The organism is Kitasatospora sp. NPDC085879 (assembly GCF_040686255.1).
Lineage (GTDB): Bacteria > Actinomycetota > Actinomycetes > Streptomycetales > Streptomycetaceae > Kitasatospora.
In genome coordinates this window covers 101239-119692 of record NZ_JBFBJZ010000019.1, presented here as the reverse complement: position 1 = coordinate 119692, position 18454 = coordinate 101239, and the positions used below count along the sequence as shown (strand labels likewise).

15 protein-coding genes and 1 pseudogene are annotated in these 18454 nt (G+C 73.5%); 9 read left to right on the top strand and 7 right to left on the bottom strand.

Going from position 1 to position 18454, the window contains the following annotated elements; genetic code table 11:
- Positions 1 to 104 precede the first annotated feature (104 nt).
- A complete protein-coding gene (murJ, locus tag AB0P35_RS17160; protein ID WP_363511411.1) occupies positions 105 to 2087 on the bottom strand; it encodes a murein biosynthesis integral membrane protein MurJ in 1983 nt (660 codons plus the stop codon).
- A gap of 291 nt (positions 2088 to 2378) precedes the next feature.
- Positions 2379 to 3368 carry a phosphatase PAP2 family protein gene (locus AB0P35_RS17155; RefSeq protein WP_363511409.1) on the bottom strand — a complete coding sequence of 330 codons (990 nt, stop codon included), beginning with the start codon at positions 3366 to 3368 and terminating at the stop codon, positions 2379 to 2381.
- Positions 3369 to 3715: 347 nt separating this feature from the next.
- Here AB0P35_RS17155 and AB0P35_RS17150 point away from each other — a divergent pair, with 347 nt between their 5' ends.
- Positions 3716 to 4687 (top strand): sigma-70 family RNA polymerase sigma factor, encoded by a 972-nt coding sequence (locus AB0P35_RS17150; protein ID WP_095873480.1) that lies wholly within the window; start codon positions 3716 to 3718, stop codon positions 4685 to 4687.
- Between the two features lie 123 nt (positions 4688 to 4810).
- Positions 4811 to 5047: a hypothetical protein gene (locus tag AB0P35_RS17145; protein WP_363511407.1), complete on the top strand. Its 237-nt coding sequence runs from the start codon at positions 4811 to 4813 to the stop codon at positions 5045 to 5047.
- 26 nt (positions 5048 to 5073) lie between these two features.
- Here AB0P35_RS17145 and mscL read toward each other — a convergent pair.
- The 4 genes and pseudogenes from mscL to AB0P35_RS17125 form a co-directional block, all read right to left on the bottom strand.
- Positions 5074 to 5471, bottom strand: a pseudogene (gene mscL / locus AB0P35_RS17140) (large conductance mechanosensitive channel protein MscL).
- Between the two features lie 714 nt (positions 5472 to 6185).
- Positions 6186 to 6482: an FmdB family zinc ribbon protein gene (locus AB0P35_RS17135; protein ID WP_095873477.1), complete on the bottom strand. Its 297-nt coding sequence runs from the start codon at positions 6480 to 6482 to the stop codon at positions 6186 to 6188.
- A 120-nt stretch (positions 6483 to 6602) separates the two neighbouring features.
- Positions 6603 to 7979 (bottom strand): MFS transporter, encoded by a 1377-nt coding sequence (locus tag AB0P35_RS17130; RefSeq protein WP_363511449.1) that lies wholly within the window; start codon positions 7977 to 7979, stop codon positions 6603 to 6605.
- Positions 7980 to 8305: 326 nt separating this feature from the next.
- Complete coding sequence (locus AB0P35_RS17125; protein WP_363511404.1) at positions 8306 to 9790, bottom strand: potassium/proton antiporter; 1485 nt, start codon at positions 9788 to 9790, stop codon at positions 8306 to 8308.
- A 218-nt stretch (positions 9791 to 10008) separates the two neighbouring features.
- Here AB0P35_RS17125 and AB0P35_RS17120 point away from each other — a divergent pair, with 218 nt between their 5' ends.
- Positions 10009 to 12756, top strand: a complete 2748-nt coding sequence (locus tag AB0P35_RS17120) for a penicillin acylase family protein (RefSeq protein ID WP_363511402.1) — start codon at positions 10009 to 10011, stop codon at positions 12754 to 12756.
- A gap of 19 nt (positions 12757 to 12775) precedes the next feature.
- On the opposite strand, the gene AB0P35_RS17115 is transcribed toward AB0P35_RS17120, so the two are convergent.
- Positions 12776 to 13381, bottom strand: a complete 606-nt coding sequence (locus AB0P35_RS17115; RefSeq protein ID WP_257019078.1) for a 5-formyltetrahydrofolate cyclo-ligase — start codon at positions 13379 to 13381, stop codon at positions 12776 to 12778.
- A 59-nt stretch (positions 13382 to 13440) separates the two neighbouring features.
- Here AB0P35_RS17115 and AB0P35_RS17110 point away from each other — a divergent pair, with 59 nt between their 5' ends.
- From AB0P35_RS17110 to AB0P35_RS17085, 6 genes are all read left to right on the top strand, one after another.
- On the top strand, positions 13441 to 14394 hold the full coding sequence (locus AB0P35_RS17110; protein WP_363511400.1) for a GGDEF domain-containing protein: 954 nt from the start codon (positions 13441 to 13443) through the stop codon (positions 14392 to 14394).
- A gap of 55 nt (positions 14395 to 14449) precedes the next feature.
- Complete coding sequence (gene galU, locus AB0P35_RS17105; RefSeq protein ID WP_095873472.1) at positions 14450 to 15370, top strand: UTP--glucose-1-phosphate uridylyltransferase GalU; 921 nt, start codon at positions 14450 to 14452, stop codon at positions 15368 to 15370.
- A 96-nt stretch (positions 15371 to 15466) separates the two neighbouring features.
- Positions 15467 to 16717, top strand: a complete 1251-nt coding sequence (gene glp / locus AB0P35_RS17100) for a gephyrin-like molybdotransferase Glp (protein ID WP_363511447.1) — start codon at positions 15467 to 15469, stop codon at positions 16715 to 16717.
- A gap of 114 nt (positions 16718 to 16831) precedes the next feature.
- The gene (gene moaC, locus AB0P35_RS17095) at positions 16832 to 17269 is read left to right on the top strand and encodes a cyclic pyranopterin monophosphate synthase MoaC (RefSeq protein ID WP_363511445.1); all 438 of its coding nucleotides are present in this window, start codon (positions 16832 to 16834) and stop codon (positions 17267 to 17269) included.
- A gap of 17 nt (positions 17270 to 17286) precedes the next feature.
- Entirely contained in the window at positions 17287 to 17787 is a 501-nt protein-coding gene (locus tag AB0P35_RS17090) for a MogA/MoaB family molybdenum cofactor biosynthesis protein (RefSeq protein ID WP_363511443.1), read from the top strand.
- Positions 17784 to 18401, top strand: a complete 618-nt coding sequence (locus tag AB0P35_RS17085) for a GNAT family protein (protein WP_363511441.1) — start codon at positions 17784 to 17786, stop codon at positions 18399 to 18401. Before AB0P35_RS17090 ends, AB0P35_RS17085 begins: the two co-directional genes overlap by 4 nt.
- Positions 18402 to 18454 lie beyond the last annotated feature (53 nt).

Below are 18454 nucleotides of genomic sequence, written 5' to 3'. Positions count from 1 at the left end.
GCGAACCCCGCTGCGCCGAACAGGCAGCGGCGGCACGCCGACGGGCGGGCCGTCAGCTCTCGACCCGGCCCGTCCTCACGCTCGGCGCCTCACCGCTCGTCGCCTCAGCGGCGGTGCTTGCCGTTGCCGTTGGCGGCGGCCGGCTCCGGGTACGGGATGCGGAGCTTGCGGGCGAACGGCGCCACGGCCGAGCCCGCGCCGAGCGGACGCGCCAGCACGAACAACGAGACCAGAACGGCCAGCGAACCCGCCGCCAGGCCCACGACGCTGCTCAGCATGCCGCCGCCGGTGGCGTCGGTGATCCGGCCCGCCAGCCACACCGCGGCCGCGGCGCCCGGCAGGCAGGCTGCCGTGACGGCCAGGTGCAGCGCGATCACCGAGCCGCCGTCGAGACCGCTGCGCGGCTTGCCGCCGCGGCGCAGGCCCAGCACCATCGTCGCGTCCGGAGCGGCCGGGGCCGTGACGGCGGCGGCCGGCACGGGCTTGCGCAGCCGGCGGCCCAGCGCCCAGCCGGTCAGGCCGACACCGACCAGGCAGGCGATGCTCTGCGCACCGGCCATGCCGATGATGATCCAGCGCGGGCCCAGCAGCCAGTACGCCATCGCGGACAGCCCGGAGTTCACCGAGGTCGACACCACCGTCAGCCAGAACGGGGTCTTGGCGTCGCCCATCGCGTAGAAGCCGCGGGAGAGGGCGTACTGGGCGCAGAAGGCCGGCAGACCGATCGCGAAGGCGATCAGCGCCTGGGCGATCACCCAGGAGTCCGCCGCGGTGACCTTGCCGTGCCCGTAGGCGATGTCGGCGATCTGCGGCGCGAGCGCGACGAACAGCACGGTCGCCGTGACGATCATCGCGGCCGAGGAGCGCAGCATGCCCGCCAGGTCCGAACCGATCTTCGTCAGCTCGCCCCGGGTCGCGGCCCTGGACATGCCCGGCAGCAGCGCCGTCACCAGCGAGATGGTGATGACGCCCTGCGGAACGACGAACAGCTGATAGGCGTTGGTGTACGCGAAGTTGCCGAGGCCCATCTCCAGGCCCTCCTTCGCCGCGCGGACACCGGCGCCCGTGCTCAGCCGGCTGATCACGGCGAAGGACAGCTGGGTGACCACGACGAGCAGCAGCGCCCAGCTCGCGGCCCGGATCGGCTTGGTCAGGCCGGCACCGCGCCAGTCGAACCGGGGCCGGAAGCGGAAGCCCGAGGAGCGCAGCGAGGGCAGCAGGCCGACGGCCTGGACGACGATGCCGAGCGTGCTGCCGAGGCCCAGCAGCATCGTCTGGCCCGAGGTCATCTGCTCGGCCTTGTCCGCGCCGTTGCCGACCACGATGTAGAGGCCGAAGACGGCGATCGCCACCACGTTGTTCAGCACCGGCGTCCACATCATCGCGCCGAAGCGGTCGCGCGAGTTGAGCACCTGGCCGAGCAGGGTGAAGACGCCGTAGAAGAGGATCTGCGGCAGGCAGTACCGGGCGAAGGCGATCGTCAGGTCGCGCTGCGCACCGTCGAAGTTCGAGTAGAGGTCGACGATCCAGGGGGCCAGCAGCCACGCGCCGACCGTCAGCACGACCAGGATCGTGCCGCAGAGCGTGAGCAGCCGGTCGGTGTAGGCGACGCCGCCGTCCTTGTGCGTCTGGGCGGCGTGCACCAGCTCCGGGACGAAGACGGAGGCCAGCACGCCGCCCATGAGCATCATGTAGACGACGTTGGGCAGCGAGTTGGCGACGTTGAAGGAGTCGCCGAGGCCGGCGGCACCGAGCGCGGCGACGATCATCGCGCTGCGGACGAAGCCGAGGGCACGCGAGGAGAGCGTGCCGAGAGCCATGATCAGCCCGCTGCGGCCGACCGAGGCCGCGGGCGCGGCCGGGGCCTCGCCCTGGCGCTGCGCGGGCACGGTGGCGGGCGCCTGCGGCGGCGTACCGGGCTGGGCGGGGATGCCGGGCTGCGGGACCGCGCCGGGGTGCCCGGCCTGCGCCGGGTCGCCGGTGCGTCCGGCCTCCGGCGGCTGCGCCGGGATCTTGCGCAGGGCCATGGTCGGCGGGTCCGGGTGCGCGTACGAGTCGGGGGACTCACCCGTGGTGTTCATGGTCATCGGACCCCCGTCACTCGGTGCCTGGGCGGTGGGGCTGTGGGGCCTCCGCACAGGTGCACCCAACCGGAGCAGTCTGCCAAACCGCGGCACTCCCTGGGGAGGCCGGTGTCCCGGGCGACAGCCCTGCGTCCACGGAGGATATCGGGGGCCGGAAGGGCGCTGTGGCGCGAAGGGTTATGGATTGCGGGCTTATGTCCGGTTATGTCGGCGCCAGCTGCAATCCGTTCGGAGTGATCGACCGTCATCGATGTCCCCTCGCCGTGGGGGCGGCGCCCGACCGTGTGAGCTTTCTCACTGCATGTCGGCGGCGTCGGTGGTGGACACGCGCCTCGTCCGCCACCGCGGGGCGGCGCCGGGAGCGGACCGGCCGTCGCCGTCCTCCGGGTCGTCGTCCCCACCCCCGGTGTCCGGCCCGTCCGTGCCGGAGCCGCCCCGGCGGCCCCGGCGGCGGTCGGCCGGGCCGCCCTCGCCGCGGTCGCCGTCACTGTCGCGGTCGCGCTCGTCGTCGCCGTCACCGTCGAGCCCGTCGTCGTCGCGGCCCGGCGGTGGTGTGCCTCGGGCGAGGACGCGCTGCACGCGCGGCCTGGTCCGGCGGTCCACCCGGCGGAAGTCCCGGGCGAGGGCGCCGGGCCGCCACAGCTCCACGACGACCGTCACCCAGCCGAGCAGGGCGGCGGCGGCGAGCCACCCGCCCAGGACGTCGCTCGGCCAGTGCACCCCCACGGCGATCCGGCTCCAGCCGACCGCCAGGACGGCGACCCCCGCCGCGCACCCCGCCCAGATCCGGCCGGCCCGCCCGGCCAGCGGCCAGACCAGGGCCACCAGGGCGGCGCAGGTGATCCCCGAGGCCATCGCGTGCCCGGAGGGGAAGGCCGGGCCGTCGGCGTGCGCGACCGGGTCGGCGAAGTGCGGGCGGGCCCGGCCGACGGCGTCCGCGAGGCCGATCGCCAGTGCCCAGCCGAGGGCGGCCTGGACGGCGGCCCAGGAGGCGAGCGTGCGGGCCCTGATCGCCCACAGCCAGACCGCGGCACCGAGTAGCAGTGCACGCATGGTGGCCGTGCCGGTGATGTCGCCGAGCGTCTGCATCGACGCCGTCCACGCCGTGTGGCGGCGGGCATAGCCGTGCAGGGAGTCGATCCAGTGCTCGTCGAACCGGATCAGCGGGCCCCAGTCGCTCGCCACCAGCCCGAGCAGCGCGCCGAACAACAGCGTGCCACCGAGCGCCCACAGGGCGTGTCGGGCGACGAGCCGACGGGCGGCGGGAGCGGCGGACGGGTGCATGGCTGACACCTTCCCAGTGGCGGTGTGCGGAGCGGACCCGGCGCGATCGCGATTCGGCATCTTTTGTGCGGAGAAGGTGCGATCGGGAGGTGTCGTTCGTTGAAAGGGGTGGCGGCGTCCGCGCCCGTCGCGCGCTGTGGGCCGGTGGTGACGGAGAGCCGACCGTCGGGGTGAAATCCGGCAGGATACTGCATGAGGCGCGAAAATCTGAATGAGTTGGGAATGTTGTCCCATTTCTGTGCGTTGGATCGTTACGTGTGAGCCTCCAGGAGGCCCGCATCTGTATGAGCAGCGCAGCCCCGCGCGAGCCGCGCCGCCAGACCCGGCACTTCAGCAAGGGAGCAAGCATGGCCACTCGTGCCGTCGTTCGCGACAGGGCCGCCCGGACTCGCTCGGCCCGGCCGACCAACCTTGAGGCCGACCGCGATCTCGTCGGCATGTACCTCGACGAGATCGCCAGGACGCCGCTGCTCGATGCCGCCGAAGAGGTCCAACTCTCCCTGCGCATCGAGGCCGGTGTGTACGCCCAGCACCTGCTGGACGATGGCGCCCTGCCCGAGGGTGTGACGCGCGAGGAACTGGAGGCGATAGCCGAGGACGCGGAGCGGGCCAAGGACGTCTTCATCAGGTCCAACCTCCGGCTGGTCGTCGCGGTGGCCCGCCGCTACCCGCGCAGCGGCCTGCCCCTGCTGGACCTCATCCAGGAGGGCAACGCGGGCCTCGTCCGGGCGGTCGAGAAGTTCGACTACGCCAAGGGCTTCAAGTTCTCCACCTACGCGACGTGGTGGATCCGGCAGGCGATCACCCGGTCGATCGCCGACCAGTCGCGCACCATCCGGCTGCCCGTGCACCTGGTGGAGGAGCTCGGGCGGATCCGCCGGGTCCAGCGCGAGAAGTCCAAGGAGCTCGGCCGTGAGGCCGACCCGGCCGAGATCGCGGCCGAGCTGGACACCACGGAGGAGCGGATCAAGGACGTGCTCGACTGGGCGCGCGACCCGGTGAGCCTGAACATGTCGGTCGACGACGAGGGCGAGACCCAGTTCGGCGACCTGGTCGAGGACACCGGCGCGGTCTCGCCGGAGGACGCCGTGATGGTCATGCTCCGCCGCGAGGAGCTGGACGACCTGATCGGGCGGCTGGACGACCGGACGGCGTCGATCATCCGGTCCCGGTACGGCATGGAGGACGGCCGGGAGCGGACGCTGACCGAGGTCGGCAAGCAGCACGGGCTCACCCGCGAGCGGATCCGCCAGATCGAGAAGCACGCGCTGGCCGAGCTGAAGAAGATCGCCGACCATGCGGGCTTCGAGGCCGCCTGACCGGTCGGCGGGTACGGGCCCCGGCGGTCCACTGCGGCCCCGGTCCGGGCGGTGTCCCGGACCGGGGCCGGCGGCCGTCCGGAAGCCCCTACGCTGGGGAGCGAGAGAGCTGGAGGCAGGACGATGGACGAGCAGCAGGCCGGCGGGCGGGGCGAAGAGCCGGCCGGCGAGAACGACGCGCGGCAGGACGGGAAGCCGGCCCCGCAGGCGCCGTCCGCGGCGCGGCTGGTGTTCGGCGATCCGCTGGACCGGCAGACCGGCGACGACACCGACCTGGGCTGGGGCGAGCGCCCCGGCGGCAGCCCCGCGCGTGGGCTCGACTGGTACCTGAGCCAGCGGCCGCCGCACCACGGGGATTAGGCGCCGCCCCGAGGACATCTGCGCGGTCAGCCCCGGCTCACCAGGGTGTCGCGGATCTGGCTGAGCAGGACGACCTCCTGGGCCTCCGCCTCCAGGACCTCGTCCTGGGCGGTCTTGCGCTTCGCCATGAAGTGCAGCATCGGCAGGATGAAGACGAAGCAGACCACCGCGGCCGTGATCAGGAACTGGACGACCGCGCTGAGCACCTCGCCCCAGAGGATGTAGATCCCGGAGCGAGCGTGCACGGGCCCTTGAGGCAGTACCGGTAGGACGCCAGGTCCTTGGTGCCGAACAGGCCCACGATCGGGTTGATGACGCCTTTCACGAACGCATTGATGACGTTCGTGAAGGCCGCACCGATCACCACGGCGACCGCGAGATCGATGACGTTTCCGCGGAGCAGGAATTCCTTGAAGCCCTTCATCCCGCAACGACACCACAGTGGATCGGCGGTCCGGGAATTCGGCGCGCCGGTTCATGTGCATCACCGTGGGTCGCGCATCAGTGCAAGGGCGGTGCGGCGCCCGTGCAACGGGACGCGGCTCCCGGCTCGGTGGCCGTCGTGGAGGCCGCGGCCACCGGCGGCGGACCGGGCCGGAGCGGGCCTGCGGCCAGTGCGGTCGCGGCGGCGATGAGCCCCGCGGCGAGCACCCCCGGGCGGTGCCGTACCGCCTGCTGCAGCCGGTGGCGCCCACCGGAGCCGCGGCGGATCGGCGGGAAGTCGGGCACGCTCCGGCGGGGCGGGACGGAGCACGGCGGCGGGGGAGCGAAGTGGGTGGTCACGGTGTCGGCGGCCTCCGGTCGGCGGTCCGCGGACCCGGCCGGGCCCGCGGGCACCAGAATGCGCTGACCGTGGCACATCGGGAATTGCCCGCCGCTTTCCTGTGGATAAACCAGGGCTGTGGAAAACCCGCTTCACCCGGACGGGGGAATCGGCATCCCGCGATGCCGGAAATCACCGGAGAATGTCGGCCCGATCGTGCCGGCCCGTGGAAAGAGACCCGGCGTGGACGCGCAAAGGGCCCGGTGCCGCCGCCCCGAGAACGGAGCGGGCGGCACCGGGCCCTGCGCGATGCCCGGACTGCGATCCGACGACCGCGATGCTCAGACCGCGGTGCTCAGACCGTGATGCGAGGACTCAGCCGGCGGCCGGTGCCGACGCCGTCGAGCCGGTGGACGCGGCGGCCGGCGTCGAGGACGACGAGCCGGTGGACGAGCCCGACGACGAGTTCGACGAGCTCACCGAGCTGCTGGAGGAGGAGCGGCTGTCGGTGCGGTAGAAGCCCGAACCCTTGAACACGACGCCCACGGCCGAGAAGACCTTGCGGAGCTTTCCCTGGCAGTCGGGGCACGTGGTCAGCGCCTCGTCGGTGAACTTCTGCACCGCCTCCAGGCCGCTGCCGCACTCGGTGCACTGGTACTGGTACGTGGGCACTTGCTTCCTCCTGGCACTCTCGCCTGATGAGTGCTAACGATCGTCAATGATGCGGTATTCCGCTGGAACAGTCCAGCGATGCCGGGTGTGAGATGGGCCCGGGCTGCCGCGGCACGGGCCTCAGCGCCCGCTCCCCGCACCGACGAGCTGCCGCGGCCCGACGCCGTCGGCGCCGGGCCGGGCCGTCCCGGTGACGGGTCGGGCGGTGTCGGTGCCGTCCGCACCCGGCCGGTCGGCCGACGTGGCGACGGCCTGCGCGGCGGGCCGCGGGGCGACCAGCAGCCCGCGCAGGGCGATCAGCGCGACCAGGCCGAGCCCAGCGCCGACCACCGGCACCAGAAACCCGGCGGACGGGCCGTGCGTGTCGATGAGCTGCCCGGCGGCGGTGGAGCCGACCGCGAGGCCGAGGCCGATGGCGCCGGTCAGCCAGGTGAAGGCCTCGGTCTTGGCGCCGTCCGCGACGAGCGTCTCGACCAGGGTGTAGCCGGTGATCAGGGTGGGCGCGATCGCCAGGCCGCAGAACAGGCCGGCCACCGAGAGCGCCGTCAGGTTCGGCATCGCCCACAGGGTCGAGCAGCCGAGCACCAGCAGGGCGTAGCAGCCGAGCATCCGGGTGCGGGCCGAGCGGCGCCAGGCGATCAGGCCGTAGAGCACGCCGGCGAGCATCGAGCCGCCCGCGAAGACGCCGTAGACGGTGCCGCTGGCGCCGCCGCGGCCGACCGACTCGGCGAAGGCGGTCACCGAGACCTGCATGGCGCCGAAGACGGTGCCCACCCCGAGGAAGGCACCGGCCAGCAGCCGGACGCCGGGGGAGGACAGTGCGGACGGCCCGCGGCCGTCGGCGGTGCGCGGGTGGCGGACCGGCGCGGTGCGGCGCTGCGCGGCGAAGGCGAGGCCGCCGGCGACGGTCAGCGCGGCCTCGGCGATCAGCGCGGCGGACGGCGTGACCGTGGTGGCGATGGCGGTGGCCAGCACCGGGCCGACCACGAAGGTGAACTCGTCGGTGACCGACTCGAAGGCGAACGCGGTGTTCAGCGTGGCCGGGGAGTCCGACAGCCGGGAGACCCAGCGGGCCCGGACCATGGCGCCGATCTGCGGCACCGAGGCGCCCGCGGGGGCGGCGGCCGCGAAGAGCGCCCAGGCCGGGGCGTGGCCCAGTGCCAGGCCGATCAGCGCGGCCACCGACACGGCGTGCACGGCGACGCTGGGCAGCAGCACCGCGGCCTGGCCGTAGCGGTCGGCGAGCCGTCCGGTCTGCGGGCCGATCACGGCCTGGGCGACGGCGGAGACGGCGGCGACCGCGCCGGCGGTGCCGTACGAGCCGTGGGTGTCCAGGACGAGCAGCACGATGCCCAGGCTCAGCATGGCGTAGGGCAGCCGGGCGGCGAAGGCGGGGACCAGGAACGTCCAGGCGCCGGGGGTCCGCAGCAGTGCCGCGTACCCCACCCGGGCGGGTGCGGTGTCGGGGCCGGCGGGCGTGGGCGTGCCGGCGGACAGGGTGTCGTCGACCGTTCGGCGGGCCGTCACGGTCGGTCCTTCCTGCTGCCTGGTAGCGCGCCGGGGAACGGGTGGGCCCCGACGGCGCCGAGAGTCGTCCTCTCGCGCGTCGACCGGGGTAGATACCGGGTCCCGCCGGCTGTGGGGTGGTACGTGCGCCGGCTTCAGGCAGGGTGCTGCGGACCGCGGCCGCCGAGCGGTCGCGCCAACTCTGCATCAGGCAGAAGTTGCGTGTTTTTCTAGCTGTAGATCTTACGTATCAATCGATTATATGGCAGTTGTGCCCCGTGGGGCTGCCGATGCAAGGCAGGTCACACCCGCCGCCCTCAGCGCCCGCGCAGCCAGCCCGCCAGCTTGCCACCGTGGTCGACCGCGCGGAGCCTGCGCTCGGCGGCCTCGCCGACCTCCTCGGTGGTGACGACGAGCAGCTCGTCGCCGGCCCGCAGGATCGTGGTCCGCTCCGGCACGAAGCTGCTGCCCTCCCGGACGACCAGGGTGACCGCGGCCCCCTTGGGCAGCCGCAGCTCGCCCACCTCGACGCCGGACATCCGCGACTCCGGGGAGAGCGAGACGGAGAGCAGGTGGCCGTGCAGCTTCTCCAACGGCGCGGACTCGATGCCGAGGTCCTGGCCCAGGTCGCCCTCGCCGATCCGCAGCGCGCGGGCGACCGGCGGCAGGGTCGGCCCCTGCAGCAGGGTGAACACCACGACCAGCACGAAGACGATGTTGAAGACCTCCTGGGCCCGCGGGGCGGCCGCCACCATCGGGATGGTGGCGAGCACGATCGGCACCGCGCCGCGCAGACCGGCCCAGCTGAGCAGGGCCTGCTCCCGCCACGGCAGCCGGAAGGGCGTGAGCGAGAGCAGCACCGAGGCGGGCCGGGCGAGGAAGACCAGGACCGCGCCGCTGACCAGGGCCGGGACGATCGCCGAGCCCATCTCGCTGGGGGTGACCAGCAGGCCGAGCACCACGAACATGCCGATCTGGCCGATCCACGCGAGGCCGTCGGCGAAGCCGCGGACGGCCGGGCCGTGCGGCAGCTTGGAGTTCCCGAGGATCACCGCCGCGGTGTAGACGGCGAGGAACCCGGAGCCGTGCAGCAGCGAGGCGCCCGCGTACGCCAGCACCGTCAGCGCCATGACCGCGATCGGGTAGAGGCCGGAGGAGGGCAGGGCGACGTGCTTGACCGCCCAGGCGCCGACCCGGCCGACCGCGAAGCCGACCGCCGCGCCGACGGCGAGCTCGCCGAGGATGGTGCCGACCAGCACGTACCAGGGATCGAGCGGACCGGTGGTGGCGAAGGCGACGACCAGGATGACCACCGGGGCGTCGTTGAAGCCGGACTCGGCCTCCAGCAGGCCGGTGAGCCGGCGCGGCAGCGGCACCGTGCGCAGCACGGAGAAGACCGCGGCGGCGTCGGTGGACGAGACGATGGCGCCGAGCAGCAGCGAGGTGCGCCAGTCCAGGCCGACCAGCCAGTGCGCGCCCGCCGCGGTGACGACCACGCTGACCGCGACGCCGACGGTGGCCAGCACCGTGGCGGCCGGCATGACCGGGCGGATCGCCCGCCAGCTGGTCTTCAGGCCGCCCTCGGCGAGGATCACGACCAGGGCCGCGTAGCCGAGCACCTGGGCCAGGGCGACGTTGTCGAAGGCCAGGCCGAGGCCGTTGTGGCCGAGGGCGATGCCGATGCCGAGGTAGATGAGGAGGCTGGGCAGCCCGGAGCGGGTGGAGATGCGCACGGCGACCACCGCGACCAGGAGGATCACGGAGAACTCGAGCAGGAACGCGTTCAGGTGGTCGACGGTCACGCAGGGGCACCTCTGCGGCAGGAGGGGCTGATGAGTCGTTACTCAGTCTAACATTTTACTTGATCTTTGATCGAGGCCCCTCGGCCTTCCCTTCCGGTCATCCCTCCGGGGTATCGTCCCCTCTGATCCAACCGTGGGCGTCCCCGGTGCACGTCCGCCACCTGAGCCGACCTAATGTGGTGAGCTGTCACGGCCACCACCCCCAGTCAAGGACCCAGATGCCCCGCTCGAAGAAGTTCCGGCGCGCCCGTCTGATCGTGATCGTGCTGGCCGTGGTGCTGATCGCCGGGCTGGGCGGGGGCGGCTACTGGGCGGTCCACACCGTGCGCGCCTCCTTCCCCGAGCTGACGGGCACCGTCCGGGTCTCCGGGATGAGCGCGCCGGTCGACGTGAAGCGCGACGGCAAGGGCGTGCCCCAGCTCTACGCCGACACCTCCGAGGACCTCTTCCGCGCACAGGGCTTCGTCCAGGCGCAGGACCGGTTCTGGGAGATGGACGTCCGACGGCACATCACCTCCGGCAGGCTGTCCGAGATGTTCGGTTCCGGCCAGGTCGAGACGGACGCCTTCCTGCGCACCATGGGCTGGCACCAGGTCGCGCAGCAGGAGTACGACACCGTCCTGTCCGCCGACACCAAGAAGTACCTGCAGGCCTACGCGGACGGCGTGAACGCCTGGATCGCCGAGCACCCCGGCGGGGCCGGCGCCTCCCTCGAGTACGCCCTGCTCGGCGCCGTGAACAGCGACTACAGGCCGGAGGAGTGGACCCCGGTCGACTCCGTCGCCTGGCTCAAGGCGATGGCCTGGAACCTCTCCGGCAACCGGCAGGACGAGATCGACCGCGCGCTGCTCGCCCAGAACTTCCAGCAGACCGAGATCGACCAGCTCTACCCGGGCTACCCCTTCGAGCGGAACGGCACCATCGTCAAGACCGGCAAGCTCGCCGCCGACGGCAGCTACCGGCCCGCCGACGGCAGCACCGCGACCGGCACCACCGGGGCGGCCGGCGCCGCCACCGGCACCACCACCCAGAGCCGCGCCGCCACCCAGGCCGTGATCCAGAACGTCGCCGACCGGATGGCCGCCGTGCCGCAGCTGCTCGGCCCGCAGGGCCAGGGCATCGGCTCCAACTCCTGGGTCGTCGCCGGCAGCCACACCACCACCGGCAAGCCGCTGCTCGCCAACGACCCGCACCTCGGCCCCGGCATGCCGTCCGTCTGGTACCAGATGGGCCTGCACTGCCGCACCGTCGGCCCCAAGTGCGGCTTCGACACCGCCGGCTTCACCTTCGCCGGGATGCCCGGCGTGGTCATCGGCCACAACAAGGACATCGCCTGGGGCTTCACCAACCTCGGCGCCGACGTCACCGACCTCTACCTGGAGAAGGTCACCGGCCCGGACACCTACCTGCGCGACGGCAAGGAGGTGAAGTTCCAGACCCGCAAGGAGACCATCAAGGTCGCCGGCGGCGAGGACCGCACCATCACCGTCCGCACCACCGCCAACGGCCCGCTGATCTCCGACCAGTCCTCCGAGCAGCAGAAGGTCGGCAGCTACGCCCCGGCCGGCAACGCCGCCCCGGACCGCGCCACCGGCTACGGCGTCGCCCTCCAGTGGACGGCCCTCACCCCCGGCAAGACCATGGACGCCGTCTTCGCGCTCGACCGCGCCGCCGACTGGAAGACCTTCCAGCAGGCCGCCGCCGACTTCGCCGTCCCGGCCCAGAACCTGATCTACGCCGACACCAAGGGCAACATCGGCTACCAGACCCCGGGCGTCATCCCCGCCCGCGGCAAGGGCGACGGCCGCTACCCCGCCCCCGGCTGGGACTCCGCCTACGACTGGAAGAAGGACCCGATCCCCTTCAAGTCGCTGCCCTACAGCTACAACCCGGCCGCCGGCTACATCGTCACCGCCAACCAGGCCGTGGTCGACACCGGCTACCCGTACACCATCACCACCGACTGGGAGTACGGCACCCGCGCCAAGGAGATCACCGACCAGATCGAGGGCCGCCTGAAGAACGGCGGCAAGATCTCGCCGGACGACATGCAGGCCATGCAGCTGGACAACACCAGCGTGATGGCCAAGACCCTCGTCCCGCTGCTGCTCAAGGTGAAGATCAGCGACCCGTACGTCCGCGAGGCCCAGGACCTGCTCAAGGACTGGAACTACCACCAGGACGCCGACTCCGCGGCCGCCGCCTACTACAACGGCGTCTGGCGCGCGCTGCTCACCCTCGCCTTCGGGCAGAAGCTGCCGGCCTCGCTGCGCGCCGAGGGCGACTGCCTCCTGGTCCGTCAGAAGGCCAACGCCACGCTGCCCGACGACGCGGTCAACGGCGGCACCAAGCCGGTCACCGAGTGCGGCACCCGCAAGCCCGACCAGGCCCAGCCGGACGGCGGCGACCGCTGGACGGAGGTGGTGCGCACCATGCTCACCCGGCCCGACAGCCAGTGGTGGGACTACATCGACTCCGACCACCTGCAGCAGCACGGCATGAACAACCTGCTCGCCCAGGCGATGAAGAACGCCCGCCAGGACCTCACCGCCTACCTCGGCAAGTCCGTCTCCTCCTGGAGCTGGGGCCGTCTGCACACCCTGACGCTCAAGGAGACGACGCTCGGCAGCGACGACTCCTCGCTCGCCTCGGGCTTCGTGCACCGGCTGCTGAACCGCGGCCCCTACCGGCTCTCCGGCGGCAGCGCCGCGGTCAACGCGGCCGGCTGGAACGCCGCCGCCGGCTACCAGGTGGACTGGATCCCCTCGATGCGGATGGTCGTCGACCTCAGCGACTTCGACGCCTCCCGCTGGATCAACGTCGGCGGTGCCTCCGGCCACGCCTTCCACAGCAACTACAACGACCAGACCGAGCTGTGGGCCAAGGGCGAACTGCTGCCCTGGGCGTACTCGCCGGACGCCGTCACCAAGGCGACCCAGCACACCATGACGCTCACCAACGGCTGACCCGCCGCGGGGGCGCTGCTCAGCCGGCGGCGCCCCCGCGGAAGCGGTGCACCCCCGAGGGCGTCACCGCCGCGTCCACCGGCAGGTCGTGGGCCTCGCCCGGCACCTCGGGCAGCAGCTCCTCCTCGTACAGCAGCGTCGCCAGCAGCGGCCGCGCCCCGGCCGCCGCCAACCGGGCCAGCACCCGGTCGTAGCTGCCGCCACCGCGGCCCAGCCGCACCCCCCGGCGGTCCACCGCGAGGCCCGGCAGCAGCACCAGCCGCGCCCCGCACACCGCGTCCGGCCCCAGCCGCCGGCCGACCGGCTCCAGCAGGCCGCGGGAGGCCGGCGCCAGCGCGTCACGGCCGGCGTACTCCGCCCAGTCCAGGTCGTTGTCCGGCAGCAGCACCGGCAGCAGGACCCGCACCCCGCGGGCCGCCAGCGCGTCCAGCAGCGGCCCGGTGCCCGGCTCCCCGCCGACCGACACGTACGCGGCCGCCGTCCACCCCGGCTCGGCCAGCGCCGCGGCGTGCACGGCCAGCCGCTCGGCCGCCGATGCCCGCCGAGCGGGTGACAGCGCACGGCGGTCCGCCAGCAGGCGTGACCTCAGCGCGGCCTTGTCGTTGTGCAATGGATTGGCAGTCAAGGGTTCCCCACAGCTCGGCACCGATCGGTGCCCAGAGCCTGACATGCGGAAGGCGCCACATGTCCACCCCGCTCCTGGTCCAGGCCCTCGCGGCGCTCAGCGCCCCCGCGCTGGCCGGCGCCGGGCTGCTCGGCGCCCGGATGCGCCGGGCGGCGGCCGCGGCGGCCGAGCGCGAGGCGGCCCTGCAGGGCACCGTCGCCGAACTCCGGCAGGAGCGCGACGAGCTGCAGCGCACCGCCTCCTGCGACCCGCTCACCGGGGTGTGGAACTACCGCCACCTGCAGATCACCCTCGACAAGGAGATCGAACGCGCCCGCCGGGCCGAGACCGCCGACGAGAAGCGCCCGCTCGCCCTGCTCATGCTGGAGATCGCCGGATTCGACGCGATCGTCGCCGAGCACGGCCGCAGCCGCGCCGGCGCCGTCCTGCGCGACCTCGCGCAGCGCCTCGCCGTCGAGATCCGCCGCTCCGACACCCTCGGCCGCTACGGCGGCGAGGAGTTCCTCGTCCTGCTGCCCGACACCGGGGCCGAGGGCGCCGTCCAGGTCGCCGAGCGGCTCTGCTGGACCGTCCGCCGGCACCGGCTGCTGGACTGGTCCGGCAGCGGCCCGGCCGCCCGCGCCACCCGATCGGCCGACTCCGACGGTGCCCCCGCGACCGCCCGCGGCAACGGCCTCACAGCCGCCGTCGGCATCGCCGTCCTGCCGCGCGACGGATCCCACGCCGCACTGCTGCTGAGGGCCGCCGACCGGGCCCTCGCCGAGGCCCGCCGGGCCGGCGGCGACTGCTGGCGCGGCGCCCCGGTGGAGACCGTCCCCGCCGCAGCGCCCGCGCCCGTGCCCGCCGCACCTGCGGTGCAGCCCGGCAGACGGCCCGACGGGCCGACGGGGACCGTGGAAATCCCGGGTAGTCTGTCGGCTTGTGCCGGCAGCGAGGCCACCCTCACCTCCGTCGGCCAGGCCCGCACCGCTGCGGCCGCTGCCGCCACGGCCGCTGCTCGGGACGGGGTTTAACACCCGACTCACCTCGCTCTCACAGGGCGCTGAAACGCCTCAGTAAGGTCGACGCATGACGAAGACGCACGCCCGCACCCCCGTCACCAAGGCCGTCGTGCCCGCTGCAGGCCTGGGGACCCGGTTCCTCCCGGCGACCAAGGCGACGCCCAAGGAGATGCTGCCGGTGGTCGACAAGCCGGCCATCCAGTACGTCGTCGAGGAGGCCGCCGCCGCCGGCCTGTCCGACATACTGATGGTGACCGGCCGCAACAAGCGCGCGCTGGAGGACCACTTCGACCGCGCCTACGAGCTGGAGGAGCTGCTCACCCGCAAGGGCGACCACGACCGGCTGCGCCGCGTCCAGGAGTCCGTGCAGCTCGCCAACATGCACTACGTCCGGCAGGGCGACCCCAAGGGCCTCGGGCACGCCGTCCTCGTCGCCGAGCAGCACGTCGCCGGCCAGCCCTTCGCCGTCCTCCTCGGCGACGACCTGATCGACCCGCGCGACCCGCTGCTCTCCCGCATGATCGAGGTCCAGCAGGAGCTCGGCGGCTCCGTCGTCGCCCTCATGGAGGTCGACCCCGCGCAGATCCACCTCTACGGCTGCGCCGCCGTCAAGCCGAACGGCTTCGGCGACGACGTCTTCCGGATCACCGACCTGGTCGAGAAGCCCGACACCGAGGACGCCCCGTCCAACTACGCGGTGATCGGCCGTTACATCCTCGACCCCGCCGTCTTCGAGGTGCTCAGCAAGACCCCGCCCGGCCGCGGCGGCGAGATCCAGCTCACCGACGCGCTGCGCGAACTCGCCGGCCGCGACGAGGCCGGCGGCGGCCCCGTCCACGGCGTGCTCTTCAAGGGCCGCCGCTACGACACCGGCGACCGCGCCGACTACCTTCGCGCTATCGTCCGACTGGCGTGCGAGCGCGAGGACCTCGGCCCCGAGTTCCGGGACTGGCTCCGGCAGTTCGTCGCCACCGAGATGCACAGCTGACCCATCACGAAGGCGAGTGAGGCGATGACCGCGGGCCCCGCGCACGGCAGCAACCACCCCTGCTGCGAGGACGCCGGGGCCCCGGTCGCCCCCCGGATGTGGACCGTCGACGAGCACCTCGCCGACGTCCTCGCCGGGGCCGCCCCGCTGCCGCCGGTCGAGGTGGACCTGCTCGACGCCCTCGGCCGCCGGCTCGCCGCCGACGTCACCGCCGCCGTCGACCTGCCGCCCTTCGACAACAGCTCGATGGACGGCTACGCGCTGCGCGCCGCGGACACCGCGCCGGTCGCCCTCGCCGTGGTCGGCGACATCGCGGCCGGCGCCGCCGAGCTCCCCGAGGTCGGCCCCGGCCAGGCCGCCCGGATCATGACCGGCGCGCCCGTGCCGCCCGGCGCCGACGCCGTCGCCCCTGTCGAGTGGACCGACGGCGGCACCGGCACCGGCCGGCCCGCCGACGCGATGGCCCCGGCCGCCCCCGACGAGACCGTCCAGGTGCTCCGCCCGGTCGAGGCCGGCGCCCACATCCGCCGCCGCGGCAGCGACATCACCGCCGGCGCGACGGTGCTCGCCGCCGGCACCCTGCTCGGCCCCGCCCAGGTCGGCCTGCTCGCCGCGATCGGCCGGGCCACCGCCGCCGTCCACCGCAGGCCCCGGGTCGCGGTGCTCTCCACCGGCAGCGAACTCGTCCAGCCCGGCGAGCCGATCGGCCCCGGCCGGATCTCCGACTCCAACAGCTTCACCCTCACCGCGGCGGCCCGCGCCGCCGGCGCCGAGGCCGTCCGGATCGGCGGCGTGCCCGACGACCCGGCCGTGCTCCGCCGGGTGCTGCAGGAGCAGCTCGCCGACGCCGACCTGATCGTCACCAGCGGCGGGGTCAGCGTCGGCGCCTACGACGTCGTCAAGGAGGCCCTCCAGCCGCTGCCCGGCGGCGAGGACCTCGGCGGCGTCGACTTCCGGCGGCTGCGCATGCAGCCCGGCAAGCCGCAGGGCTTCGGCCGGCTCGGCAAGGACGGCGTCCCGCTGCTCGCCCTGCCCGGCAACCCGGTCAGCGCGTACATCTCCTTCGAGCTGTTCGTCCGGCCGCTGATCCGCACCATGCTCGGCGCCCCCGACGTGCACCGGCCGGTGGTCGGTGCGGTCTGCACCGCGGAGCTCCGGTCGCCCGCCGGGCGGCGGCAGTTCCTGCGCGGCCGGTACGGCGCCGACGGCACCGTCACCCCGGTCGGCGGCGCGTCCTCGCACCTGGTCGGCGCCCTCGCGCAGGCCGACTGCCTGATCACCGTCCCCGAGGACACCACCGCGCTGCCGGCCGGCAGCCGCGTCGACGTGGTCCTTCTCACGGACTGACGGCACGGGGGTTGTACGGTAGCGCGGTATTCGACCCGCGCCACTGGAGCCCCCGTGACCGAGACACCCCCCGGCGACCGCCTCACGCACGTCGACGACACCGGCGCCGCCCGCATGGTGGACGTCTCCGAGAAGGCCACCACCGTCCGCACCGCCGTCGCGGCCGGACGGGTCGTCGTCGCCCCGCGGGTGGTCGAACTGCTCCGCGGCGAGGGCGTCCCCAAGGGCGACGCCCTCGCCGTCGCGCGGATCGCCGGGATCATGGGCGCCAAGAAGACCCCCGAGCTGATCCCGCTCTGCCACCCGATCGCCATCTCCGGCGTCACCGTCGACCTGGCCGTCACCGACGAGGCCGTCGAGATCACCGCCACCGTGCGGACGGCCGACCGCACCGGCGTCGAGATGGAGGCGCTGACCGCCGTCGCGGTCGCCGGGCTGACCGTCGTCGACATGGTCAAGGCGGTCGACAAGGCCGCCGCGATCACCGACGTCCGGGTGCTGACCAAGACCGGCGGCAAGAGCGGCGACTGGGCCCGCGAGGACGCCCGGTGACCGCCGCCGAGGGCGGCATGCGGGCACTCGCCGTCACCGTCTCCAACCGCGCCTCCGCCGGCGTCTACGAGGACCGGGGCGGACCGCTGCTCGCCGAGGGCCTCGGCCGGATGGGCTTCACCGTCGACGGCCCCCGCGTGGTGCCCGACGGCGAGCCCGTCGAGGCCGTCCTGCGGGAGGCCGTCGCGGCCGGCTACGACGTCGTCCTCACCACCGGCGGCACCGGCATCTCGCCGATGGACCTCACGCCCGAGATGACCGCCCGGGTGATCGACCGGCAGATCCCCGGCATCGCCGAGGCGATCCGCGCGCAGGGCCGCGCCAAGGTGCCCACAGCGGCGCTCTCCCGCGGCCTCGCCGGCCTCGCCGGACGCACCCTGGTCGTCAACCTGCCCGGCTCCACCGGCGGCGTCAAGGACGGCCTGGCCGTCCTCGAACCGCTGCTCGCCCACGCCGTCGACCAGCTCCGCGGCGGCGACCACCCGCGGCCGGACAGCAGCACGCGGAGCACGAGCTGAGCGCCGGCTGGCCGGTCGAGCTGACCGAGGGCGAGGTGACGCTGCGCCCGATCCGGGTCCGCGACCAGCGCGCCTGGCAGGAGGTCAGCCGCCGCAACCGGGACTGGCTGCGGCGCTGGGAGGCGACCGTGCCCCCGCCGCCGGCGGGCCGCGGCGGCGTCGCCCGGCCGAGCTACCGGCAGATGGTCCGCTACCTGCGCGGCGAGGCGGCGGCCGGGCGGATGCTGCCCTTCGTGGTGCTGCACCGGGGGCGGCTGGTCGGCCAGCTCACCGTCGGCGGCATCACCTGGGGGTCGATGTGCTCCGCCAACGTCGGCTACTGGATCGACGAGCAGGCGGCCGGGCACGGCATCATGCCGACCGCGGTCGCGCTCTCGGTCGACCACTGTTTCCGCACGCTCGGACTGCACCGGATCGAGGTGTGCATTCGGCCGGAGAACCGGCCGAGCCGGCGGGTGGTCGAGAAACTCGGCTTCCGCGAGGAGGGAATGCGGCCCCGGTATCTGCACATCGACGGCGACTGGCGCGACCACCTCGTCTACGCCCTCACCGCCGAGGAGGTGCCGGAGGGCATGGTGGAGCGCTGGCGTGCCGTCAGGAGCGGGCGCTCCTGAATGAATTGAATATTTGTTCGAAATAGATATCGATCTGGCATCGGGGGCCGGGT